25 protein-coding genes are annotated in these 23546 nt (G+C 58.8%); 19 read left to right on the forward strand and 6 right to left on the reverse strand.

Annotated features, from left to right (window positions below; all coding sequences use genetic code 11):
• Positions 1–5 precede the first annotated feature (5 nt).
• The 3 genes from purL to ACIGEK_RS09180 all read left to right on the forward strand — a co-directional run bounded on the left by purL (position 6) and on the right by ACIGEK_RS09180 (position 4664).
• Entirely contained in the window at positions 6–3902 is a 3897-nt protein-coding gene (purL, locus tag ACIGEK_RS09170) for a phosphoribosylformylglycinamidine synthase (RefSeq protein WP_397492977.1), read from the forward strand.
• Positions 3903–3920: 18 nt separating this feature from the next.
• Positions 3921–4190, forward strand: a complete 270-nt coding sequence (locus ACIGEK_RS09175) for a CDGSH iron-sulfur domain-containing protein (RefSeq protein ID WP_397492978.1) — start codon at positions 3921–3923, stop codon at positions 4188–4190.
• A 156-nt stretch (positions 4191–4346) separates the two neighbouring features.
• The gene (locus ACIGEK_RS09180) at positions 4347–4664 is read left to right on the forward strand and encodes an NGG1p interacting factor NIF3 (RefSeq protein WP_397492979.1); all 318 of its coding nucleotides are present in this window, start codon (positions 4347–4349) and stop codon (positions 4662–4664) included.
• A 45-nt stretch (positions 4665–4709) separates the two neighbouring features.
• Here the strand turns inward: ACIGEK_RS09180 and ACIGEK_RS09185 are convergent, their stop codons facing one another.
• Both ACIGEK_RS09185 and ACIGEK_RS09190 read right to left on the reverse strand, forming a co-directional pair.
• Positions 4710–5213: a murein L,D-transpeptidase family protein gene (locus ACIGEK_RS09185; RefSeq protein WP_397492980.1), complete on the reverse strand. Its 504-nt coding sequence runs from the start codon at positions 5211–5213 to the stop codon at positions 4710–4712.
• A gap of 15 nt (positions 5214–5228) precedes the next feature.
• Positions 5229–5786, reverse strand: a complete 558-nt coding sequence (locus tag ACIGEK_RS09190; protein ID WP_397492981.1) for an NUDIX hydrolase — start codon at positions 5784–5786, stop codon at positions 5229–5231.
• A 173-nt stretch (positions 5787–5959) separates the two neighbouring features.
• Here ACIGEK_RS09190 and ACIGEK_RS09195 point away from each other — a divergent pair, with 173 nt between their 5' ends.
• Genes ACIGEK_RS09195 through ACIGEK_RS09215 form a run of 5 tightly spaced genes read left to right on the forward strand, consistent with a single transcriptional unit; the run spans position 5960 to position 9242 of the window.
• Positions 5960–6565: a CoA pyrophosphatase gene (locus ACIGEK_RS09195; RefSeq protein WP_397492982.1), complete on the forward strand. Its 606-nt coding sequence runs from the start codon at positions 5960–5962 to the stop codon at positions 6563–6565.
• A gap of 18 nt (positions 6566–6583) precedes the next feature.
• Complete coding sequence (locus ACIGEK_RS09200) at positions 6584–7108, forward strand: gamma carbonic anhydrase family protein (protein ID WP_397492983.1); 525 nt, start codon at positions 6584–6586, stop codon at positions 7106–7108.
• On the forward strand, positions 7108–7296 hold the full coding sequence (locus ACIGEK_RS09205; protein WP_397493122.1) for a DUF1289 domain-containing protein: 189 nt from the start codon (positions 7108–7110) through the stop codon (positions 7294–7296). The genes ACIGEK_RS09200 and ACIGEK_RS09205 overlap by 1 nt, the downstream gene beginning before the upstream one ends.
• Positions 7297–7323: 27 nt before the next feature.
• The gene (gene purT / locus ACIGEK_RS09210; protein ID WP_397492984.1) at positions 7324–8505 is read left to right on the forward strand and encodes a formate-dependent phosphoribosylglycinamide formyltransferase; all 1182 of its coding nucleotides are present in this window, start codon (positions 7324–7326) and stop codon (positions 8503–8505) included.
• Positions 8502–9242, forward strand: a complete 741-nt coding sequence (locus tag ACIGEK_RS09215) for an SGNH/GDSL hydrolase family protein (protein ID WP_397492985.1) — start codon at positions 8502–8504, stop codon at positions 9240–9242. Before purT ends, ACIGEK_RS09215 begins: the two co-directional genes overlap by 4 nt.
• Here the strand turns inward: ACIGEK_RS09215 and ACIGEK_RS09220 are convergent.
• The gene (locus ACIGEK_RS09220) at positions 9208–10497 is read right to left on the reverse strand and encodes an HlyC/CorC family transporter (protein ID WP_397492986.1); all 1290 of its coding nucleotides are present in this window, start codon (positions 10495–10497) and stop codon (positions 9208–9210) included. The genes ACIGEK_RS09215 and ACIGEK_RS09220 overlap by 35 nt on opposite strands.
• A gap of 10 nt (positions 10498–10507) precedes the next feature.
• Positions 10508–11308: an inner membrane protein YpjD gene (locus ACIGEK_RS09225; RefSeq protein WP_397492987.1), complete on the reverse strand. Its 801-nt coding sequence runs from the start codon at positions 11306–11308 to the stop codon at positions 10508–10510.
• Between the two features lie 156 nt (positions 11309–11464).
• Between ACIGEK_RS09225 and ffh the strand changes: the two genes are divergently transcribed.
• The 5 genes from ffh to rplS all read left to right on the forward strand — a co-directional run bounded on the left by ffh (position 11465) and on the right by rplS (position 15032).
• Positions 11465–12838 (forward strand): signal recognition particle protein, encoded by a 1374-nt coding sequence (gene ffh / locus ACIGEK_RS09230; RefSeq protein ID WP_397492988.1) that lies wholly within the window; start codon positions 11465–11467, stop codon positions 12836–12838.
• A gap of 251 nt (positions 12839–13089) precedes the next feature.
• Positions 13090–13341 carry a 30S ribosomal protein S16 gene (gene rpsP / locus ACIGEK_RS09235; RefSeq protein ID WP_090239277.1) on the forward strand — a complete coding sequence of 84 codons (252 nt, stop codon included), beginning with the start codon at positions 13090–13092 and terminating at the stop codon, positions 13339–13341.
• 5 nt (positions 13342–13346) lie between these two features.
• Positions 13347–13883 (forward strand): ribosome maturation factor RimM, encoded by a 537-nt coding sequence (gene rimM / locus ACIGEK_RS09240; RefSeq protein ID WP_397492989.1) that lies wholly within the window; start codon positions 13347–13349, stop codon positions 13881–13883.
• Positions 13884–13888: 5 nt separating this feature from the next.
• Positions 13889–14641, forward strand: coding sequence for a tRNA (guanosine(37)-N1)-methyltransferase TrmD (gene trmD, locus ACIGEK_RS09245; RefSeq protein WP_397492990.1), 753 nt, complete (start codon positions 13889–13891; stop codon positions 14639–14641).
• 40 nt (positions 14642–14681) lie between these two features.
• Positions 14682–15032, forward strand: a complete 351-nt coding sequence (gene rplS, locus ACIGEK_RS09250) for a 50S ribosomal protein L19 (protein WP_394234202.1) — start codon at positions 14682–14684, stop codon at positions 15030–15032.
• Between the two features lie 74 nt (positions 15033–15106).
• Here the strand turns inward: rplS and ACIGEK_RS09255 are convergent, their stop codons facing one another.
• Positions 15107–15781 carry a hypothetical protein gene (locus ACIGEK_RS09255; protein ID WP_397492992.1) on the reverse strand — a complete coding sequence of 225 codons (675 nt, stop codon included), beginning with the start codon at positions 15779–15781 and terminating at the stop codon, positions 15107–15109.
• Between the two features lie 109 nt (positions 15782–15890).
• Positions 15891–17702 (reverse strand): cation:proton antiporter, encoded by a 1812-nt coding sequence (locus ACIGEK_RS09260; RefSeq protein WP_397492994.1) that lies wholly within the window; start codon positions 17700–17702, stop codon positions 15891–15893.
• 82 nt (positions 17703–17784) lie between these two features.
• On the opposite strand from ACIGEK_RS09260, the gene xerD reads away from it, so the two are divergent.
• From xerD to ACIGEK_RS09290, 6 genes are all read left to right on the forward strand, one after another.
• Entirely contained in the window at positions 17785–18681 is an 897-nt protein-coding gene (gene xerD / locus ACIGEK_RS09265) for a site-specific tyrosine recombinase XerD (RefSeq protein WP_397492995.1), read from the forward strand.
• 92 nt (positions 18682–18773) lie between these two features.
• Positions 18774–19502, forward strand: a complete 729-nt coding sequence (gene dsbC / locus ACIGEK_RS09270) for a bifunctional protein-disulfide isomerase/oxidoreductase DsbC (RefSeq protein WP_397492996.1) — start codon at positions 18774–18776, stop codon at positions 19500–19502.
• A 121-nt stretch (positions 19503–19623) separates the two neighbouring features.
• Positions 19624–20928 (forward strand): homoserine dehydrogenase, encoded by a 1305-nt coding sequence (locus ACIGEK_RS09275; protein WP_397492997.1) that lies wholly within the window; start codon positions 19624–19626, stop codon positions 20926–20928.
• Positions 20929–20993: 65 nt separating this feature from the next.
• Positions 20994–22403 (forward strand): threonine synthase, encoded by a 1410-nt coding sequence (gene thrC, locus ACIGEK_RS09280; protein WP_397492998.1) that lies wholly within the window; start codon positions 20994–20996, stop codon positions 22401–22403.
• 90 nt (positions 22404–22493) lie between these two features.
• The gene (locus tag ACIGEK_RS09285) at positions 22494–22754 is read left to right on the forward strand and encodes a ribosomal protein L7/L12 (protein ID WP_397492999.1); all 261 of its coding nucleotides are present in this window, start codon (positions 22494–22496) and stop codon (positions 22752–22754) included.
• Positions 22755–22786: 32 nt separating this feature from the next.
• Positions 22787–23521, forward strand: coding sequence for a substrate-binding periplasmic protein (locus ACIGEK_RS09290; protein WP_397493000.1), 735 nt, complete (start codon positions 22787–22789; stop codon positions 23519–23521).
• Positions 23522–23546: the final 25 nt, after the last annotated feature.

Genomic DNA, 23546 nt, shown 5'->3' on the forward strand with positions numbered 1-23546 from the left:
CCCCGATGTTGATCCTGCGCGGCGCTCCCGCCCTTTCTGCTTTCCGTCACGGCAAACTGCTTGAACAACTGACCAGCAAGGTTCCTGCTGTCACCGGCCTGTATGCCGAGTTCGCGCATTTTGCTGAAGTGTCCGGTGTTCTGAATGCCGACGAAGAGCAGGTATTGGCCCGTTTGCTGAAATACGGCCCGAGTGTGCCGGTGCAGGAGCCAAGTGGCCGCCTGTTCCTGAGCATTCCGCGCTTTGGCACCATCTCGCCGTGGTCGAGCAAGGCCAGCGACATCGCCCGCAACTGCGGCCTGGCTAAGATTCAGCGCATCGAGCGCGGTCTGGCCTACTACGTCAGCGGCGAGCTGAATGCCGCCGAGGCGCAGCTGGTTGCCGATCTGCTGCATGACCGCATGACTCAGTTGGTACTGGATAACCTCGAAGGCGCCTCCGCGCTGTTCAGTCACGCACAGCCTAAGCCGCTGACTGCCGTGGACATTCTCGGTGGCGGCCGCGCTGCGCTGGAGAAGGCCAACGTTGAGCTGGGTCTGGCCCTGGCAGAAGACGAAATCGATTACCTGGTGACCAGCTTCAACGGTCTGGGGCGCAACCCCCACGACATCGAACTGATGATGTTTGCCCAGGCCAACTCCGAGCACTGCCGCCACAAGATCTTCAATGCCAGCTGGGATATCGATGGCCAAGCCCAAGAGAAATCCCTGTTCGGCATGATCAAGAACACCTACCAGATGCACAACGAAGGCGTGCTATCAGCTTATAAGGACAACGCCTCGGTGATCGTCGGCAGTGTTGCTGGTCGTTTCTTCCCGGACCCTGAAACTCGCCAATACGGCGCGACCCAGGAACCGGTGCATATTCTGATGAAGGTGGAAACCCACAACCACCCGACGGCTATCTCACCTTTCTCTGGTGCGTCCACCGGTTCTGGTGGCGAGATTCGCGACGAAGGTGCCACCGGCCGTGGTGCCAAGCCGAAGGCTGGCCTTACCGGTTTCACCGTCTCCAACCTGAACATCCCTGGTTTCGAGCAGCCCTGGGAAGTGCCCTATGGCAAGCCCGAGCGCATCGTTACTGCGCTGGACATCATGATCGAAGGCCCGCTGGGCGGCGCGGCGTTCAACAACGAATTCGGTCGTCCGGCCCTGACCGGCTACTTCCGCACCTTCGAGCAGGCGATCCAGACCCCGCGCGGTGAAGAGGTGCGTGGTTATCACAAGCCGATCATGCTCGCCGGTGGCATGGGCAACATCCGTGCAGACCACGTGCAGAAAGCCGAGATTACCGTGGGTGCCAAACTGATCGTGCTCGGTGGCCCGGCCATGCTGATCGGTCTGGGCGGTGGTGCCGCTTCGTCGGTCGCCACCGGCGCCAGTTCGGCTGACCTGGATTTCGCCTCGGTACAGCGCGAGAACCCGGAAATGGAGCGCCGCTGCCAGGAGGTTATCGACCGCTGCTGGCAGCTGGGTGACAACAACCCCATCGCCTTTATCCATGACGTTGGCGCCGGCGGTATTTCCAACGCCTTCCCGGAACTGGTCAACGATGGTGGCCGTGGTGGTCGTTTCGAGTTGCGCAATGTACCCAACGACGAGCCGGGCATGGCCCCGCACGAAATCTGGAGCAACGAGTCCCAGGAGCGTTACGTGCTGGCCGTAAGCGCGGTTGATTTCGAGCGTTTCAAAGCCATCTGTGAACGCGAGCGTTGTCCGTTTGCCGTGGTTGGTGAAGCCACCGAAGAACCCCATCTGACTGTAACCGACAGCCATTTCGCCAATACCCCGGTGGACATGCCGCTGGAAGTGCTGCTGGGCAAGCCGCCGCGCATGCACCGTTCGGCTGCTCGCGAAGCTGAACTGGGCGATGATTTCGATGCCAGCACCCTAGCCATCGACGGAGCTGTGACCCGCGTACTGCATCACCCGGCCGTGGCCAGCAAGAGCTTCCTGATTACCATTGGCGACCGCACCATTACCGGTCTGGTTGCCCGTGACCAGATGGTTGGCCCGTGGCAGGTGCCAGTGGCCGATTGTGCGGTGACCGCCACCAGCTTCGACGTCTACACCGGTGAAGCCATGGCCATGGGCGAGCGCACGCCGCTGGCGTTGCTGGATGCTGCGGCGTCCGGGCGTATGGCGATTGGCGAGACGCTGACCAACCTAGCGGCTTCGCACATCGAGAAAATTTCCGATATCAAACTGTCCGCCAACTGGATGGCCGCTGCTGGCCACCCGGGCGAAGACGCGCGCCTGTACGACACCGTGAAAGCGGTCGGCATGGAGCTGTGCCCGGAGCTGGGCATCACCATTCCGGTCGGCAAGGACTCGATGTCGATGAAAACCCAGTGGCGCGACGAGGGTACGGACAAGAGCGTGACCTCGCCGCTGTCGCTGGTGGTGACCGGTTTTGCCCCGGTCAGCGATATTCGCAAGACCCTGACCCCGCAACTGCGGATGGACAAGGGCGAAACCGACCTGATCCTGATCGACCTGGGTCGTGGGCAGAACCGCCTGGGCGCCTCGATCCTCACTCAGGTGTACGGCAAGCTCGGCAGCCAAGCGCCGGATGTGGATGACGCTGAAGACCTCAAGGCCTTCTTTGCGGTGATCCAGGGCCTGAATGCCGATGGTCATATCCTTTCCTACCATGACCGCTCTGACGGTGGCCTTATGGTTACCGCGCTGGAAATGGCATTTGCCGGCCATTGCGGCCTCAACCTGTTCCTTGACGCCCTGGCCGATGGCCGCTCTGAGCTTGCCGCCGTGCTGTTCAACGAAGAGTTGGGGGCGGTAATCCAGGTGCATCAGGACGCCACTCCGGAAGTGCTGGCGCAGTTCAGCGCCGCCGGCTTGGGTGATTGCGTGGCGGTGATCGGTCAGCCGGTTAACAGCGATGACGTGGCGATCAGCTTCAATGGTCAGCCAGTATTCGGCGGCCAGCGCCGTCTGCTGCAGCGCCAGTGGGCGCAAACCAGCTACCAGATCCAGCGTCTGCGCGACAACGTGCAATGCGCCGAGCAGGAGTTCGACGCGCTGCTGGAAGAAGACAATCCCGGTCTGTCGGCCAAGCTCGGTTTCGACGTCAACCAGGACATCAGCGCGCCGTATATTCGCAAGGGTGTACGTCCGCAGATCGCCGTCCTGCGTGAGCAGGGCGTCAACGGCCAGGTGGAAATGGCTGCGGCCTTCGACCGTGCAGGCTTCAACGCGATCGACGTGCATATGAGCGACATCCTCAGCGGCCGCGTCAGTCTGGACGAGTTCAAGGGGCTGGTCGCCTGCGGCGGCTTCTCCTATGGCGACGTGTTGGGTGCTGGCGAAGGCTGGGCCAAGTCGATCCTGTTCAACAGCCGTGCCCGTGATGGCTTCCTGGCGTTCTTCGAGCGCAAGGACAGCTTTGCCCTTGGCGTGTGCAACGGCTGCCAGATGATGAGCAACCTGCACGAGCTGATCCCTGGCACCGAGTTCTGGCCGCATTTCGTGCGTAACCGCTCTGAGCAGTTCGAAGCGCGTGTGGCGATGGTCCAGGTGCAGGAGTCGGCCTCGATCTTCCTGCAGGGCATGGCCGGTTCGCGCATGCCAATCGCCATTGCTCACGGTGAAGGCCATGCCGAGTTCGAGAATGAGGAAGCACTGCTCGAGGCCGATCTGTCAGGCTGTGTGGCCATGCGCTTTATCGACAACCACGGCAAGGTCACCGAAACCTATCCGGCTAACCCCAACGGCTCGCCGCGCGGGATTACCGGTCTGACCAGTCGCGACGGTCGTGTGACCATCATGATGCCGCACCCGGAGCGGGTATTCCGCGCTGTGCAGAACTCCTGGAAACCGGATGACTGGCAGGAAGATGCCGGCTGGATGCGCATGTTCCGCAACGCCCGCGTGTGGGTGGATTGATCCGGAGGGTACGGGCTTATGTCGAGTAAGCCCGCGCCGATTCTGCCTGAGGTACGCCAGGTTAAGCCTGGCGATACCTTGCTGCTGTGCCGCTGCGGGCATTCGTCCCAGCTTCCCGATTGTGCTTCCGCCTGCCCTGATGTGCTTGAGCTACGGCCTGAGCGCGAGCAATTTCTGCTGCTTTGCCGTTGCGCTCGCTCGCAACGTCTACCTTACTGTGATGGTAGCCATCACCAGCCGGTATCCGGCTTCAAGGCCCGCTGGCGGCGATTCTGGCGCGGCTTGTAGCCTGGCTGAGTGCGCTAATACGTTGAACACACAGCAAATTGTCCGGTCATAGGGTTTAAGTGTGATGGGCTGCGCGAATACCTGATAAGGCATAATGCCATTATCATGTGGCATCATTATCCAACTGTTTTATCAGTCTTGCCGGCGGAGACTTCGATGTACAAGCTGTGTTTTTATGTACCTGAAACGCACCTGGATGCCGTAAAAAACGCGGTATTCGGCGCCGGTGGTGGACGTATTGGTCAGTATGATCAGTGTTGCTGGCAAACACTTGGGCAAGGCCAGTTTCGTGCCTTGGAAGGCAGTCAGCCGTTTCTCGGGCAACCGGGTAGGGTTGAGCAGGTGGCGGAATGGAAGGTCGAGATGGTAGTGGCTGATGAGCTGATTCATGACGCCGTGAAAGCCATGAAGAAGCAGCATCCCTATGAGACGCCGGCTTTTGAAGTCTGGCGGCTGTCAGATATCCAGTTCTAGTTCATAAAAAAGGCACCGCGAGGGTGCCTTTTTTGCGCGTATCGATCAGGGTCTGATTTCGATCAGCGTGCCGTCTTTGACCAGGGTCCAGATCTCGCGCATGTCGATATTGCGCATGGCGATACAGCCTTCGGTCCAGTCCAGTGTGTGAAACATCCACTCTGGGTATTCCTCGTCCAGCGGCGTGCCGTGAACCATGATCATGCCGCCCGCCGACACACCGCTCTTGCGCGCCTGCGCCTGGTCGCGGGCGTTGGGGTAGGAGATGTGCATGGACAGGTTGTACTTGTCGCTGGTCTTGCGCCAGTCAATCCAATAGAAGCCTTCCGGCGTGCGCAGGTCGCCTTCGCGCTGCTTGGCCCCTTTAGGCTGTTTACCCAGAGAGATGCGGTAGGACTTTAGGGTGTTGCCGCGGCTGATCAAATGCAGCTTACGCTCGGATTTAACCACCAGCACTTTATCAATGGTTTTACCGTCAAGGGTTGGTGCGGTACTGGCGTGGCCAGTCAGAGCAACAGTCATGCAGAGTAGGGCAAGCAACCAGCGCATTGTAATTTCCATGGATCAAAAGGCTTTCTTGTAATGTGCGCGCAAGGCTTCGAGCGGCTCGTTGCGGACCGGGTAGTGCTGCTCGCGCCGGTCAGCGAAGTAACATTCTAAGGTACGTCCGATGGTCGGGAAAGCCAGCTCTGACCAGGGGGTGTCCTGCTCGTGAAATAGCTGAACCTCAAGGCTTTCCTCGCCGGGGGAAAAGTCCAGATCGACCAGCTCGGCACGAAACAGCATGTACACCTGATTGATGTGCGGCAGGTCGAACAAGGTATAGAGGCTGAGGCTGCGCACCCGCGCGCAGGCTTCTTCATGGGTTTCACGGGCGGCGGCCTGCTCGAGGGTTTCGCCGTTCTCCATAAAGCCGGCCGGCAGGGTCCAGTAGCCGCGCCGCGGTTCAATGGCGCGGCGGCACAGCAACACCTGTTCGCCCCACACCGGCAGGCAGCCGGCGATGATGCGTGGATTCTGATAGTGCACGGTCTGGCACTGAGCGCAGACGTGGCGCAGGCGGTTGTCGCCTTGCGGGATGATGTGGCTGATCGTGCCGCCACAGTTACTACAGAACTTCATGCCAGGCCCTCGCTGCGTGTTGGCTATCTTGGCGCGCATATCAGCTGCTCGGCAAGCGGCCTGGTGTTGCGGATTATCGAACGTCTGAATGATTACAGCTCGCGCCGCGGGGCTTGGGCCGTACGCTGCTTTCGTGCCATCATCGAAGGCAGAATAAAAGACCGAGAATCCCCATGCTGGACGAGTTGCTCCATCGCATGCGCGGCTACAGCCCGCACATTCTGCAGATCGACAAGCGCTACCCAGAAGCCGCAGTGCTGGTGCCCATTACCCGCAGCGATGAGCCGGAAGTGGTGTTGACTTTGCGCGCCAGCGGTTTGTCCACCCACGGCGGTGAAGTAGCATTTCCCGGTGGTCGGCGTGACCCGGAGGATGCTGATCTGATCGAGACCGCCTTGCGCGAGGCGGAAGAGGAGATCGGCTTGCCGCCTGGCTTGGTCGAGGTTATCGGGCCGCTTAGTACCCTGGTGTCGCGTCACGGTATTCAGGTCACGCCCTATGTGGGTCTGGTGCCGGACTTCGTCGAGTACAAGCCCAATGACGGTGAGATCGCCGCCGTATTTGCCGTGCCGCTGGCGTTCTTTCGTGACGACCCGCGGGAAACTACCCACCGTATCGATTACCTCGGGCGCAGCTGGTATGTACCGAGTTACCGTTATGGCGAATATAAAATCTGGGGGCTGACGGCGATCATGCTGGTCGAGTTGGTCAACCTGGTGTTCGACGATGTGCATATTGATATGCACCAGCCGCCTGAGCACTTTATCAAGCTCACCTGAGCTTATGAGGAAGTATTCATGAAATACCGCCTGGGTTCGTCCCAAGTCGAGGCCCATGCCGAGAGCTGGGTTGCACCTAATGCCACTCTGGTAGGCAAGGTCAAACTGGAACCGGGTGCTAGCGTGTGGTTCAACGCGGTGCTGCGCGGTGATAACGAGCTGATTCATATCGGCGAGAACAGCAACGTGCAGGACGGCACCGTGATGCACACCGATATGGGCTTTCCGCTGAATATTGGCACTGGCGTGACCATCGGCCACAACGCCATGTTGCACGGTTGCACGGTGGGTGATTACAGCCTGATCGGCATTAATGCCGTGATCCTCAATGGCGCGAAAATCGGCAAGTACTGCATCATTGGCGCCAATAGCCTGATCGGTGAAGGTAAGGAAATTCCCGATGGTTCGCTGGTCATGGGCTCGCCCGGCAAGGTGGTACGCGAGCTGACCGAACCGCAAAAGAAGATGCTCGAAGCCAGCGCCGCCCATTACGTGCACAACGCCCAGCGCTACGCCCGTGATCTTCAGGAGCAGGACGATTGATAAGCGGCGAGCGTCCCGTTGCCTCGCCCTGCGTGCATGTGTGCGCGCTGGATGATGAGGATATCTGCATCGGCTGCCAGCGCACGGTCGCCGAAATTACCCGCTGGGGCCTGATGGATAACGGCGAGCGCCGCAAGGTGCTGGTGCAGTGCCATGAGCGGGCCAAGGCCAAAGGCATTCTGCTGTAACTTTCCTGATCAGTTTGAGGACTCCCCATGCCCCGTATTGGAACCCCTTTGTCGCCGAGCGCGACCCGTGTGCTGTTGTGTGGCTCTGGCGAGCTGGGCAAGGAAGTGGTGATCGAATTGCAGCGCCTCGGCGTTGAGGTGATCGCCGTGGATCGTTATGCCAATGCGCCGGCCATGCAGGTGGCGCACCGCAGTCATGTGATCAATATGCTTGACGGTGACGCACTACGGGCGGTGATCGAGTTGGAGCAGCCGCATTACATCGTCCCGGAAATTGAAGCCATCGCCACCGCGACCCTGGTTGAGCTGGAGAATGAGGGCTTTACCGTTATCCCCAGCGCCCGCGCCGCGCAGCTGACTATGAACCGCGAAGGTATTCGCCGTTTGGCCGCCGAAGAGCTGGGGTTACCGACCTCGCCCTATCAGTTTGCCGACTCCTTCGAGCAGTGCCGGGCGGCGGTCGAAAGCATCGGCTTTCCCTGTCTGATCAAGCCGATCATGAGTTCTTCGGGCAAGGGGCAGTCGGTGCTGAAAAGCCTGGATGACCTACAAACCGCCTGGGATTACGCCCAGGCCGGCGGTCGCGCCGGCAAGGGGCGGGTGATCGTCGAAGGCTTTATCGATTTCGATTATGAAATCGCCTTGCTCACCGTGCGCCACAGTGGCGGCACTACCTTCTGTGCGCCGGTGGGGCATCGTCAGGTCAAGGGCGACTATCAGGAGTCCTGGCAGCCGCAGCCGATGAGCGCTAAGGCTCAGGCTGAAGCCGAGCGTATTGCCCTGGCGGTCACCGGCTCGCTGGGAGGGCGCGGGCTGTTTGGCGTCGAGCTGTTCGTCAAAGGTGATCAGGTGTGGTTCTGCGAGATTTCACCGCGTCCGCATGACACCGGCTTGGTCACCCTGATTTCCCAGGATCTGTCCGAGTTTGCCCTGCATGCGCGGGCTATTCTCGGCTTGCCGATTCCAGCTATTCGCCAGTTCGGGCCGTCAGCTTCGGCAGTGATATTGGTCGAGGGCGAATCGCAGCAGGTCAGCTTCGGCAATCTCGGTGCGGCTTTGGCTGAACCGGATACCGCTCTGCGTTTGTTCGGCAAGCCGGAAGTCAGCGGTCAGCGGCGTATGGGTGTGGCGCTGGCGCGAGATGAATCATTAGAAGCTGCGCGGGCCAAGGCCGCGCGTGCGGCGCAGGCGGTTAAGGTCGAGCTGTGAACGCTTGGCGCGCCGGTGCGTGGTGGCTAGGTTTTACGCTGCTGGCGCCGGTGGCGCTGCCGCTGGCTGTATATGCGCGGCGTAATGCGCTGCGTTTACCACCTGCCGCAGGGTTGCTGAGCGGTGTGGCTGGTGCAGACTTACCGGGCGAGCCATTGCGTCTGCTGGTCTTGGGCGAGTCGACCGTAGTGGGCGTGGGTGTCGATGAGCTGCAGGCTGCGTTGGTCGGGCAGTTGGCTACTGCGTTGGCGGCGCGTTATGGGCGGCCGGTTGCCTGGCGTGCCTGTGGCGAAAACGGTATTACCGCTACGCAGGCGCATGCGCGGCTGTTGCCGCAAGTGCTGGATCAGCCCTTTGATCTGGCGTTGCTGGTGTTCGGTGTCAACGACACCACTCATCTGACTTCACTACCGCGCTGGGAAGCTGCGCTCGGCAGCATGGCTAAGGCGTTATCGGCGCGTGGCGCGCAGGTGGCGTTTAGCAGTGTGCCGCCGCTGCAGCATTTCAGGGCCTTGCCTTGGCTGTTACGGCGTTTGCTCGGTATGCGTGCCGGCCTGTTGGACGCGCGCCTGGCGCAGTTGGCGGGTCGTTTGGGGGTTGGGCATCACGCGGTCGAACTGGAGTTTTCCTCCGAGTTTCTGGCGCGTGATGGCTATCACCCTTCAGTTCTTGGCTACCGCGTGTGGGCGCAGGGGCTGGCCGTCAGTCTTGCGCCGGCGGCTCGGTGTGCGCCTTAGGCTTGGCTTGCCAGGCGCGCACGCTTTTTACCCGGTTCTCTGACGATTGCAGAATTTCTAGGCGATAAGGCCCGATCTTCAAGCATACGGCGCTGTCGGGAATGCTTTCCAATGCTTCAGTTACCAGGCCGTTGAGGGTTTTCGGGCCATCGCAGGGCAGGTGCCAATCCAGCGCCTTGTTGATTTCGCGGATATAAGCTGCGCCGTCGATGACCTGGGTGCCATCTTCCTGGGGGTGAATGTCCGGGCTGCGCAGGGTGTCCTGGTTGCTGAAGTCGCCGACGATTTCTTCGAGGATATCTTCCAGGGTGGCGATGCCGATCACGTCGCCGTATTCATCGACGACGATGCCGATCCGGCGTTTTTGCTTCTGAAAATTGATCAATTGGGTCGACAGTGGCGTGCCTTCGGGGACGAAGTACGGCTCGCTGCAGGCCGCCAGTAGCGCCTCTTTGCTCAGCTCATTGTGCGTCAGCAGTCGGGCAATCTGGCGCATATGCACGATGCCTTCGATCTGATTGATGTCGGTACGAAATACCGGCAGGCGTGTGTGGGTGGTGTTGGTCAGCAGGCTGATGATGCTTTCCAGGTCGTCATCGAGGTTGATACCGGTGACTTCGTTGCGCGGAATCATGATGTCATCCACTGTCACCCGTTCAAGATCCAGAATGCCAAGCAGCATATTCTGGCGATTCTTCGGCATGCCGGCGCCGGACTCGCGCACTACGCTGCGCAGCTCTTCGGTGGACAGGCTGTCGCTGGCGCGTTGCGACGGGTCGACGCCGAGTAGGCGCAGCAGTACGTTGCTGATAGCGCTCGTGGCCCAGACCACGGGGTAAAGCAGGCGTTGCAGGAGCAGCAGTACGCGGCTGGCGGGAAAGGCCACCAGTTCCGGGCGCAGGGCTGCCAGGGTTTTCGGGGTGATTTCGCCGAAAATCAGCACCACGATGGTCAGGCCTGCAGTGGCAATCGCGATCCCGGCTTCGCCCCATATGTCGACGGCCAGTACGGTGGCGATGGACGCGGCGAGAATGTTGACCACGTTGTTGCCGACCAGAATCGTACCTAGCAGGCGATCCGGGCGGCTGAGCAAGGTGGTGACGCGCTTGGCCCCCTTATGCCCTTCCTTAGCCATGTGCTTGAGGCGATAGCGGTTGAGGCTAAGCATGCCGGTCTCCGAACTGGAGAAGAATGCCGAGCACATAATCAGAAAAATCAGCAGCCCAAGCAGGTAGCCGGATTGAAGGTCGTCCACGGAAGGGGTCTCAGATATGCAGGATAAATTCGCGAACCAGCTTGCTGCCGAAATAGGCCAGCATCAGCAAGCAGAAGCCCGCCAGGGTCCAGCGAATGGCTTTGTGGCCGCGCCAGCCGAGTTGGTGGCGGCCCCACAACAGCACGGCAAAAACCACCCAGGCAAAGCACGAGAGGATGGTTTTATGTGCCAGATGCTGGGCAAATAGGTCGCTGATAAACAGCGCGCCAGAGAAGAGCGAGAGCGACAGTAGAATCCAGCCGGCCCAGAGAAAGCCGAACAGCAGGCTTTCCATGGTTTGCAGCGGCGGGAAGTTCTTGATCAGCCCGGAGGGGTGCTTGTTTTTCAGTTGATGGTCTTGCAGTAGAACCAGCAGCGACTGGAATACCGCAATGGTGAGCATGCCGTAGGCAATCACCGAGAGTAGGATGTGGATCAGAATGCCGGGCTGTTCGTTGATCAGCTGAGTCGTTCCGCTCGGCATAAATTGCGCGAGTATCACGGTCAGCGCGCCTAGCGGGAACAGCAGCAATAAAAGGTTTTCAACGGGGATGCGGATACAGGCAATCAGGGTCAGCGCGATGACCGCGTAAGCGATCAGGCTGGCGGCATTAAAGAAGTCTAAGGCCAGGCCATCTGAATGATACATCTGCACAAACAAGCTGCCACCGTGGAAGAACAGCGCAAACACGCCCCAAAGGGCTAGCAGGCGTTTGTCGGGAGCGTTGCGCTGGGCAATACGCCAACCTTGATAGGCTGTGGCGCCGGTGTAAAGGCAGGCGGCGGCTAGGCTGGGTAGCAGAGGGTGCATAAATCCTTGTCAGGCAAACCCGGAAGAGCCGCAGTGTGGCATATAACCCGTGCGCCACGAAAGCGTCTGACGGTGTCGGTACCTTGCAGTCTTCGCTATAATCCGCGACCTGTTGCAAGACCACCCTCGGCTCGGTAGAGCCTGAAAGGAACGTGCATGTTCGAAAATCTGACTGACCGCCTCTCGCAGACCCTGCGAAATGTCACCGGCAAAGCCAAGCTGAGCGAAGACAATATCAAGGACACCTTGCGTGAAGTGCGCATGGCCTTGCTTGAGGCTGACGTTGCCTTGCCGGTGGTCAAGGACTTCGTTAATAAGGTCAAGGATCGCGCGGTCGGCACTGAAGTCTCTAAGAGCCTGACCCCAGGCCAGGCGTTCGTGAAGATTGTCCGTGCCGAGCTGGAAGAGCTGATGGGCGCGGCCAACGAAGACTTGGCGCTGAATGCAGTGCCGCCAGCCGTGGTGTTGATGGCCGGCCTGCAGGGCGCAGGTAAGACCACTACCGTCGGCAAGCTGGCGCGCTTCCTTAAAGAGCGCAAGAAGAAGACCGTGATGGTGGTGTCGGCTGACGTTTACCGTCCGGCGGCGATCAAACAGCTGGAAACCCTGGCTAGTGATATTGGCGTGACCTTCTTTCCCTCCGATCTTAGCCAGAAGCCGGTGGATATCGCCGAGGCTGCGATCAAGGAAGCCAAACTCAAGTTTATTGATGTAGTGATCGTCGATACCGCCGGTCGCCTGGCCATCGATGCCGAGATGATGGCTGAGATCCAGGCATTGCACGCGGCGATTAAACCGGTGGAAACCCTGTTCGTGGTCGATGCCATGACCGGTCAGGACGCTGCCAACACCGCCAAGGCCTTTAATGATGCACTGCCGCTGACCGGCGTGGTGCTGACCAAGGTTGACGGTGATGCGCGCGGTGGTGCGGCGTTGTCGGTTCGTGCGATTACCGGCAAGCCGATCAAGTTTATTGGTATGGGTGAGAAGACCGAGGCGCTGGAGCCTTTCCACCCGGATCGAATTGCCTCGCGCATTCTCGGCATGGGCGACGTGCTCAGTCTGATCGAGCAGGCCGAGCAGACCCTGGATCGCGAAAAGGCCGAGAAACTCACCAAGAAGTTGAAGAAGGGCAAGGGCTTCGATCTCGAAGACTTCCGCGATCAGCTGCAACAAATGAAAAGCATGGGTGGCCTTGGTGGCCTGATGGACAAGTTGCCACAGATGGGGGGCGTCAATCTGGCGCAGATGGGCAATGCCCAGGGCGCGGCCGAGAAGCAGTTCAAGCAGATGGAGGCGATCATCAACTCGATGACCCCTCAGGAGCGCCGCGATCCGGAAATCATCAGTGGCTCGCGCAAGCGGCGCATCGCCATGGGCTCTGGCACCCAGGTGCAGGACATCGGTCGCTTGATCAAGCAGCACAAGCAGATGCAGAAGATGATGAAAAAATTCACTGCCAAAGGCGGTATGGCCAAGATGATGCGCGGCATGGGTGGGATGATGCCGGGTGGCCTGCCGAAGATGTAAGGAATTCGCGTCGGCAGTGATGTCGGCGTAGACCCCGCTGAAGGCGGGGATTTACAGTAAACCCGCCTTTTGCGGGAGCTGATTGGCCGGTTTGGACAACGGTCCTCCGGCAAATCTTAACTGCACGGCCCCATGCGCCTGAAAAAGCCATTTGCAAAAGTCCGGATATTCCTTAGAATATGCGGCCTTTCGGGCACCTATGCCCGCCGTGCATTTAGATTTGCAGCACCGACTACAGGAACTATGTTCACATGCTAACGATTCGTCTTGCCCTTGGCGGCTCCAAAAAGCGCCCGTTCTACAAAATCAACGTGACCGACAGCCGTAACCCACGCGACGGTTCGCACAAAGAAGAAATCGGTTTCTTCAACCCGATCGCTCGTGGTCAGGAAGTTCGTCTGTCCGTTAAGCAAGATCGCCTGGCCCATTGGCTGAGCGTTGGCGCACAGCCTTCTGATCGTGTTGCTCAGTTGTTGAAGGACGCTGCTAAGGCTGCGGCCTGAGCAATATGAGCGCGACGCCTGTTTCTACCGATGATTTGATTGTTATCGGCAAGATCTACTCAGTACATGGCGTTCGCGGTGAAGTGAAGGTGTATTCCTTTACTGATCCTGTTGCAAACCTGTTGCAGTACAAGTCCTGGACGCTCAAGCGCGAAGGCAGTGTCAAGCAGGTCGAGCTGGTCAGTGGGCGCGGGAATGATAAATTCCTGGTCGCGAAGCTTAAGGGTCTCGATGATCGTGAAGAAGCACGTCTTCTCGCTGGTTATGAGATCTGTGTTCCGCGCAATCTGTTCCCTGAATTAGCTGATGGCGAGTACTACTGGTACCAGTTGGAAGGTCTAAAGGTTATCGATCAGGTTGGGCAATTGCTCGGCAAGATTGATCACTTGTTAGAAACCGGTGCCAACGATGTGATGGTGGTCAAGCCCTACACCGACAGCCTGGATGATCGTGAACGCCTGTTGCCCTATACCGAGCAATGCGTGTTGTCGATTGACCTGAGTGCTGGCGAAATGCGGGTCGACTGGGATGCGGACTTCTAAGCCTGATGCCAAATCTGCGCGTTGAAGTTATTACGCTGTTTCCAGAGATGTTTGCCGCTATCAGCGAATACGGCATTACCAGTCGAGCGGTGAAGCAGGGATTGTTGCAATTGACCTGCTGGAACCCGCGTAGCTACACCACAGACCGTCACCACACCGTGGATGATCGGCCTTTTGGCGGTGGCCCAGGCATGGTGATGAAGATCAAGCCGCTTGAAGACGCTTTGCTTGACGCGAAGCACGCTACGGGTGGTGCGGCTAAGGTGATTTACCTGTCGCCGCAAGGTCGCCAGCTGACGCAGTCAGCAGTACGCGAACTGGCCAATGTGGATGCGTTAATCCTGATTGCTGGTCGCTACGAAGGCATTGATGAGCGCTTTATTGAGGCGCATGTCGATGAAGAATGGTCGATTGGGGATTACGTCCTGTCTGGCGGTGAGCTGCCGGCCATGGTGCTAATCGACGCGGTGACGCGCCTTTTGCCTGGTGCATTAGGTCATGCAGGTTCGGCCGAGGAAGACTCCTTTACGGATGGCTTACTTGACTGCCCGCACTACACCCGCCCGGAGGTGTATGCGGATAAACGTGTTCCACAGGTTCTGCTTGGCGGTAACCACGAACACATCCGGCGCTGGCGTTTGCAGCAGTCCCTTGGTCGGACGCACGAACGACGCGCTGATCTTCTGGATAGCCGCTCGCTTTCTGGGGAAGAGAAGAAGCTGCTGGAGGAATACATCCGCCAGCGGGACGATAGTTAATGTATCGATGACCGGCCAACGCCAGTCTTAGGAGCGCAGCATGACCAACAAGATTATTCAGCAGATCGAAGCTGAGCAGATGGGCAAAGAGATCCCTACTTTTGCACCGGGCGACACCATCGTCGTTCAGGTAAAAGTAAAGGAAGGCGACCGTCAGCGTCTGCAGGCGTTTGAAGGTGTTGTTATCGCCAAGCGTAACCGTGGTCTGAACAGTGCTTTCACTGTTCGTAAGATCTCCAACGGTGTTGGCGTTGAGCGTACTTTCCAGACCTACAGCCCGCTGGTTGATAGCCTGGCTGTTAAGCGTCGCGGTGACGTGCGTAAAGCCAAGCTTTACTACCTGCGTGACCTGTCCGGTAAAGCAGCGCGCATCAAGGAAAAACTGGGCTAAGTCTCAGCTTTCCAATCAAAAAGCAGCCTTCGGGCTGCTTTTTTCGTTTCTGCGGTCTGAATATCTGGCCGTGGCTAGCGCAGGCTGATCTTTAGCGAGGCTTGCGACAGGTCGATATCATGCAGGCTCAGGCTGCCAAAGCTTTGGCCTTGGGGGGCGCCGGCGACGCGGATATTGTCAAAGCGCAGCTCGCCAATCGAGCTGGGCAGGCGCACGTTTACCGAGCCGTCGGCATTGATCACCGACGTCAGTTTGCTGGTGTCGTACAGCACGTCTTTCATCGAGGTTTCCGCTTCAAGGCTGCTCAGTACCGGCATCACCAGTTTGCTCAGCTGGCCGACGGTGCCCAGACCGTCACCGCTGCCGGCTTGGAGAAACAGGCCTTGCAGAACGTCGTCCAGGCCTTGAGCGCTGACATTGCTCATTTCCATATCGCTCAAGGGGCGAAGGCCGCTCGGTGTTTGCTCCTGACTGATAGCGCTGGGCAGGTTGCGTGGTGCATCGGCGCTGGCGATCTGGAATGGGCTGAGTAGGGCGGCGACCAAGGTGGCGGCCAGGCGCAGGTTGTTCTGCTTGCTGAGGGCTTTTTTCAGCTGACGTTCGGTTAGCCAGCCTTGCTCAATCAGCGTCTCGCCGAGGCGTTTGTGGTTGGTGAGTTGCAGTTGAATGGCAGCATCCAGCTGGCCGCGGTTAATCAGTCCTTTGTTGATCAGAACCTGACCAAGGCGTGAATGCTGTTGGCTGGACATTGCGTAGGCCCATTTGTTGTAGTGGCGTGATGCAATCATGGGCTGCAAATTGATATCTGTCACCCATCCAAGGATAGGGTGACGATATTGCTGCTCTTCCTGTTTGCCGCTACTGACTGGCGATCTGTGGCTCATTAATTAGGGCTACCAGGGTCCAGTCCGGGCCGGGCACGATTTCAAGCGGATGGGTTGCGACATGTATCCAGCCACCAGGGTCGCAAGCAAGCAGAATCACGGCTTGGTCGCCATGCAGATTCTGGTAGGCCTGCCAGTCAAAGGTGTTGGTGAGTGTCGTCGTGCGAACTTCTGCGTCTTTGCTCAAGCGGCTGGCAAACTGCGGGAAACTCAGCGCTTGGCTGCCTAAGGGGCGGCCACGCACGGCGTCGCGGCTGCGATGTTTATCGCTGCGGCGGCTTTCAGTGCCGCTGGGGATGGTAAAGCGGCGGTTTGCGGCAAAGTCGTGGCGAAAGTGCATGCAGGCCAGCGCGTTCAGCTCACTGGATGGGGATAGCGCGAGCAGGTGGCCAAGGCCGACTAGGTCCAGATGGGCTTCAGCATCCTGTGAGGTGGGGTTGCCAAAGTAAGTTGGTAGTTTTTGCATGCGGGCGGTGCTGATATTTTCCCAGCTGGAGTCGCACAGGAGTACGCGATTGCCGAGGTCTTGCAGGGCTTTGCCGAGTGCGCGCGCTACCGGATTGGCGCCGACGATCAGGAAGCCGCTGGGTGCGGGTTCTGCCACTTTAAGCAGCTTGGCGAGTGGGCGTGCGGTCGCGCTCTGCAAAACTACGGTGCCGATAATAACGGCGAAGGTTAGCGGAACTAGCAGTTGGGCGCCTTCATAGCCTAATTCGCCAAGGCGAATGGCAAAAATGGCTGAAACGGCCGCGGCAACGATGCCGCGTGGAGAGATCCAGGCCAGTAGGGCCCGTTCACGCCAGCTGAGGCTGGAGCCGAAGGTGGACAGTGCCACGTTGAGTGGGCGCGCGACAAACTGGACGATTACTAGAAGTACCAATACCGCTGGGCCGAGAGCGAGCAGTGCGCTCAGGTCGAGGCGTGCGGCTAGCAGGATAAATAGCCCGGAAATCAACAGTACGCTGAGATTTTCCTTGAAGTGCAGAATATGCCGAACGTCGACGCCCTTCATATTGGCCAGCCACATGCCCATCAAGGTAACGGCGAGCAGGCCGGACTCATGCATGGCTGCGTTAGAAGCAATAAAAGCACCCAGTACGGTGGCCAATACCGCGAGGTTATGCAGGTAGTCCGGCAGCCATTGGCGCTTTAAGACCTGTCCCAGTGCCCAGCCGCTGGCAATCCCAAAGAGGCTGCCGCAGGCGATAACGCCGGCGAACGTAATCAGACCGTTGTTCCAGCCGTTGCCTTCGTTGTTGGCAATAATAAAGCTGTACACGACAACGGCGAGTAGCGCGCCAATCGGGTCGATAACGATACCTTCCCAGCGCAGGATGTTGGCGATGGAGGCTTTCGGGCGGACGACGCGAAGCATTGGCACGATTACGGTTGGCCCGGTGACCAGGGTCAGCGTGCCGAACAGCAGCGCCATATCCCAACTAAAACCAAGCAGGTAATGCGTGCTTATGGCAATGACAGCCCAGGTGGCCAGCGCGCCCACCGTTACCATGCGCCTGACAACGCTGCCGATCTCACGCCACTCTGATAAGTGCAGGGTTAGACTGCCTTCAAACAGAATCAGCGCCACGGCCATTGATACCAATGGGAATAACAAACTGCCGAACAGGGCGTGCGGGTCAAGCCAGCCCAGTACAGGCCCTGCAAGTATTCCGGCTATAAGCAGGAATAAAATGGCGGGTAGGCGTAGGCGCCAGGCCAGCCACTGGCAGGCGAGGGCGCTTGCGCCGATGGCGGCAAAGGCCAGAAGAATATGCTGTTCGTTCATCGAGAGTCCTTGTGGTGAGCCCTGGCCCTGCATGGCCAAGCTGTGAAAGACTAACCCGCTTTAACCTGCCGCCATAGTTCCCATGCCCGCTATCGACCACCCCCTGATTGATCGTTTCGTGGAGGCCCTGTGGTTGGAAAGAGGGCTTTCGGCGCACACGCGCGCCGCCTATCGCAGTGATTTGGCGCTATTCAACGGGTGGCTGCAGGTGCGCGATGTGCAATTGCCGGCTGCAGGTCGTGAGTTGATCCTTGACCACTTGGCTTGGCGTCTGAATGAAGGCTACAAGGCGCGTTCCACTGCGCGCCTGCTCTCGGGCTTGCGCGGTTTCTACCGCTTTCTCTTGCGTGAGCAGCTGATCAGTCGTGACCCAACCCTGCAAGTGGATTTGCCGCAGTTGGGCCGGCCTCTGCCGAAATCGCTGTCCGAGGCGGATGTCGAGGCCTTGCTGGCCGCTCCCGAGCTGGATGATCCGATTGGTTTGCGCGATCGGGCGATGCTTGAGGTGCTGTATGCCTGCGGTCTGCGTGTCAGTGAGTTGATCGGTTTGACGCTGGAGCAGGTCAACCTGCGCCAGGGTGTACTGCGGGTGTTTGGCAAGGGTAGCAAGGAGCGTCTGGTGCCGCTGGGTGAAGAGGCGATTGCCTGGATCGAGCGTTACAGCAAGGAGGCGCGGCCGTTTCTGCTCGATGGCAAACCCAGCGATGTGCTGTTCCCGAGCCTGCGCGGCGAACAGATGACTCGGCAAACCTTCTGGTATCGCATCAAGCACCAGGCCAAGGTGGCGGGAATTGCCAAGAGTCTGTCGCCGCATACCCTGCGGCATGCCTTTGCCACACACCTGCTCAATCACGGCGCCGATTTACGCGTGGTGCAGATGCTGCTGGGGCACAGCGATCTGTCGACCACGCAAATCTATACCCACGTTGCCCGCGCGCGACTGCAAGAGTTGCATGCGCAGCACCATCCGCGAGGCTGAGAGCGTCGTCTGGCCTGCCGTGATCGGTCTGTTCAGGCTTCTATGGTAGGCTGTGACGATTATTCGTGAGACCGTCCTCGACAGGAGTTTGTATGCGTTTTAATCGCATTGTTGTCGTATTGGCTTTGAGCCTGGCCAGTAGTATTGGTGTGGCTGCTGATCCCGATCAGGCTATTCGTAATACCCTCAAAGCGGTTGATCCTAATTTGCCGATTGAAACGATTGCGGAAAGCCCGATGACTGGCCTTTATCAGGTTCAGCTGCAAGGTGGTCGCCAGTTATATGCCAGTGAAGACGGTCAGTTCCTTCTGCAGGGTTACTTGTTTCAGGTTAAGGATGGCAAGCCGGTTAACCTGACCGAAGCCGCTGAGAGCAAAGGTGTGGTTAAGCTGCTGGAAGCGATTCCTGCTTCGGAAATGGTTGTGTTCGCACCCCAGCAGCCGAAAACCCATATCACCGTATTTACCGATACCGATTGCGGCTATTGCCAGAAGCTGCACAGTGAAGTGCCTGAGCTTAACCGTCTGGGTGTTGAGGTGCGTTACCTGGCCTTCCCACGTCAGGGGCTGGAAAGTGAGGCTGCAAAAGAGCTGTCGAATGTCTGGTGCGCCAAGGACAAGCAGCAGGCCATGAATTTGGCGAAGACCCGTCAGTCGGTACCGAACGCCCAGTGCGATAGCCCGGTTGCCAAACAATATGCGCTGGGGCAGATGATCGGGGTCAGCGGTACCCCGGCTGTCGTTCTGGCCAACGGTAAGATCATTCCCGGCTACCAGCCAGCACCGCAGCTGGCAAAAATTGCCCTGGAATCCGCCCAGTAATCTAAGCGGCTGAGGCGTGTGCCTGATTGACTAATAAACAGCCGCTTCGTATGGTGCGGCTCTTTTTCTACGGCCGGGGCTTGCTCCGGCCGTTTTACGCAGTGCAGATGGGGAGTTCAGTGTGAAACCGGTGAAAGTAGGCATCTGTGGGCTGGGTACCGTCGGTGGCGGTACGTTGAATGTACTCAAGCGAAATGCCGAGGAAATTACCCGGCGCGCAGGGCGCGGTATTGAAGTTGCCCAGATTGCGATTCGCTCGCCCAAGCCGCAGTACGATACGACCGGTATTAGCATGACCAGCGATGTCTTCGAGCTGGTGAACAACCCTGAGATCGATATCGTTATCGAGCTGATTGGCGGTTACACCCTGGCCAAGGAGCTGGTGCTCAAGGCTATCGAGAACGGCAAGCACGTGGTTACCGCCAACAAGGCGTTGATCGCCGTGCACGGCAACGAGATCTTCGCCAAGGCCCGCGAGAAGGGCGTGATAGTCGCCTTCGAAGCGGCCGTTGCCGGTGGTATTCCGGTGATCAAGGCGATTCGCGAAGGCTTGGCGGCCAACCGCATCAACTGGCTGGCCGGGATCATCAACGGCACCGGCAACTTTATCCTCAGTGAAATGCGCGAAAAGGGTCGTACCTTCGAAGACGTGCTGGCCGAGGCGCAGGCGCTGGGTTATGCCGAAGCGGATCCGACCTTCGACGTCGAAGGCATCGATGCTGCGCACAAGCTGACCATTCTTGCTTCTATCGCCTTTGGCATTCCGTTGCAGTTCGACAAGGCCTACACCGAAGGCATCACCAAGTTGACCACTGCTGACGTGAACTACGCCGAAGCGCTGGGCTACCGTATCAAACACCTGGGTGTGGCACGCCGCACTGACGCCGGTATCGAGCTGCGCGTGCACCCGACTCTGATTCCGGCGGATCGTCTAATCGCCAACGTCAACGGCGTGATGAACGCAGTGATGGTCAACGGCGACGCCGCCGGTAGCACGCTGTTCTACGGCGCTGGCGCCGGCATGGAGCCTACCGCGTCCTCGGTTATTGCTGATCTGGTTGATGTGGTTCGCGCCCTGACGGCAGATCCTACCAATCGTGTGCCGCACCTGGCCTTCCAGCCGGACTCGCTGTCCGATCACCCCATTCTGCCGATCGAAGCCTGTGAGAGCGCCTATTACCTACGTATTCAGGCCAAGGATCATCCGGGCGTATTGGCCCAGGTGGCAAGCATTCTGTCGGCGCGCGGCATCAATATCGAGTCGATCATGCAGAAGGAAGTTGAGGAGCAGGATGGCCTGGTGCCAATGATCCTGGTGACTCATCGTGTGGTCGAAGCGCAGATCAACGAGGCGATCAGTGCCCTTGAGGCGCTCGAAGATGTGGTCGGCAGCGTTGTGCGTATCCGCGTCGAGCAGCTGAACTAATCCGCTTTTGGCCGCCGCAGCTTGGCTGCGGTGGCTCTTGAAGAGTCAATCGAAGGTTTGCCCCTATGCGCTATATCAGTACCCGTGGCCAGGCACCGGCCCTGAATTTCGAAGACGTGCTGCTCGCCGGTTTGGCCAGTGATGGCGGTCTGTATGTTCCGGAAAACCTGCCGCGCTTCACTCAGGAAGAAATCGCCTCCTGGGCAGGCCTGCCGTACCACGAGCTGGCCTTCCGCGTGATGCGCCCGTTCGTCACCGGCAGCATTCCGGATGCCGACTTCAAAAAAATCCTCGAAGAAACCTACGGTGTATTCGCCCATAGCGCCGTGGCGCCGCTGCGTCAGCTGAACGGCAACGAGTGGGTGCTGGAGCTGTTTCACGGCCCGACCCTGGCATTCAAAGACTTTGCCTTGCAGCTGCTAGGCCGTTTGCTCGACTACGTGCTGGCCAAGCGCAACGAGCGCGTGGTGATCATGGGTGCGACCTCCGGTGATACCGGTTCGGCCGCCATCGAGGGCTGCAAGGCCTGCGATAACGTCGACATCTTTATCATGCACCCACACAACCGTGTGTCTGAGGTGCAGCGCCGACAGATGACCACCATCCTCGGTGACAACATCCATAACATCGCCATCGAAGGCAACTTCGATGACTGCCAGGAAATGGTCAAGGACAGCTTCGCTGACCAGAGTTTCCTCAAGGGCACCCGTTTGGTCGCGGTTAACTCGATCAACTGGGCGCGAATCATGGCCCAGATCGTTTACTACTTCCATGCAGCCCTGCAGCTGGGCGGCCCAGCGCGTTCTATCGCGTTCTCGGTGCCGACCGGCAACTTCGGCGACATCTTCGCCGGCTACCTGGCGCGCAACATGGGCCTGCCGATCAGCCAGCTGATCGTTGCGACCAATCGCAACGACATCTTGCACCGCTTTATGAGTGGCAATCAGTATGTGAAGGACACTCTGCATCCGACGCTGTCGCCGTCCATGGACATCATGGTTTCGTCGAACTTCGAGCGCCTGCTGTTTGACCTGCACGGTCGCAACGGTGCGGCGATTACCGAGCTGATGGCTACCTTCAAGCAGGGCGGTGGTTTCAGCGTCGATCAGGATCGCTGGACCGAGGCGCGCAAGCTGTTCGATTCCCTCGCTGTGGATGATGCGCAAACCTGCGAAACCATTACCGACGTGTTTAACGAGTGCGGTGAGCTGCTTGATCCGCATACCGCGATTGGCGTGCGTGCTGCCCGTGAGTGCCGTCGCAGCCTGGCGACGCCGATGGTCATCCTTGGCACGGCGCATCCGGTGAAATTCCCCGAGGCCGTGGAGAAGGCCGGTGTTGGTCAGGCGCCTGCGCTGCCCGCGCATCTGGCGGATCTGTTCGAGCGCGAGGAGCGCTGCACGGTGCTGGCCAATGACCTGAAAACCGTACAGAGCTTTGTCGCTCAGCACGGTAATCGTGGTAAGCCGCTGTAAGTTTGGCGCTTGTCGATAAAGCCGGTACCCGCGAGGGGCCGGCTTTTTTTGCGGCTATGCTTTGGATGGTTTGTTGGGCTGGAGCGTGTCATGGCTGAGTTTGATCAGGATTTGCCGGTAGAGGTGGTTGCGGCACTTGAGCGTGGGCGGAAAATTGAAGCGATCAAGCTGCTGCGTGAGCTAAGAGGCATTGGTTTGAAAGAGGCCAAGGACGCCGTGGATGACTACGGGCCCGCGCGACAGGCGGGTGGTATGTCGGTGGTGCAGTCTGGCGGGCATGGCGGTATCTTCTGGTTGTTGGGCTTACTTGTGCTGGGTGCTGCAGTCGTCTGGTTGTTTGGCGCGTTTTAGCGGCAGTGTGTTGTGCAGTTAGAGGTAGCAGAGTGAAGTGGCTGATCAAGGCGGTTGTTCTTCTGTGCGGTGTCTGTCCCTTGGCTGGCGTCAATGCCGCTACCTTTGAAGTCGGCTTTTATAACTACCCGCCGATGATGATCGAGCAGGGTAAAACCGGTATTTATCAGGATATTTTCGATGAGCTGGGTAAGCTGACGGGCGACACATTCAGTGTGCAGTACTACCCCTATCCACGCATTGGTCTGCTGTTCAATGGCGGGCAGCTGGATATCGAGCCGGGTGTTTATCCGGGTTGGGTGCAGGGCCAGTCGACGCCTGGGGTGTTTTCGGTGCCGTTTGGCAAGGTTGTCGATGTCATGCTGTTTGCCCCGGGCAAGGCTTTCCCCGTGGCGCGGCCTGAGGATTTGCGCGGCAAATCAGTGGGGCTGGTGCGTGGTTATGCCTATCCGGACCTGCGTGCGTTGATCGAGGCCGGGCAACTCGATCGGCGCAATGCGCTGAATGAAGCGCAGTTGCTGGAGATGTTGGCCAAATCGCGCTTTGATCAAATTGTGGTCAATAAGGCGATTGCGCAATACAGCCTGGCGAAGGTCCCGGAGTACAGTCACCTCGAGATCGGCGATGTAATGAGCTCTTTCGATGTCAGTATGCGTGTTCATCCGCGCCACGAAGCCTGGTTGGATAAACTCGATGCGGCCATTCTGACGCTCAAACGTCGCGGCGTTATTGAGGGGATCTACGCCAAATATGGCGTTCACCTTTAGCAGCAGCCTGATAGCTGAGATTGCT

The sequence above is a fragment of the Pseudomonas sp. NPDC079086 genome (assembly GCF_044542155.1).
Lineage (GTDB): Bacteria > Pseudomonadota > Gammaproteobacteria > Pseudomonadales > Pseudomonadaceae > Aquipseudomonas.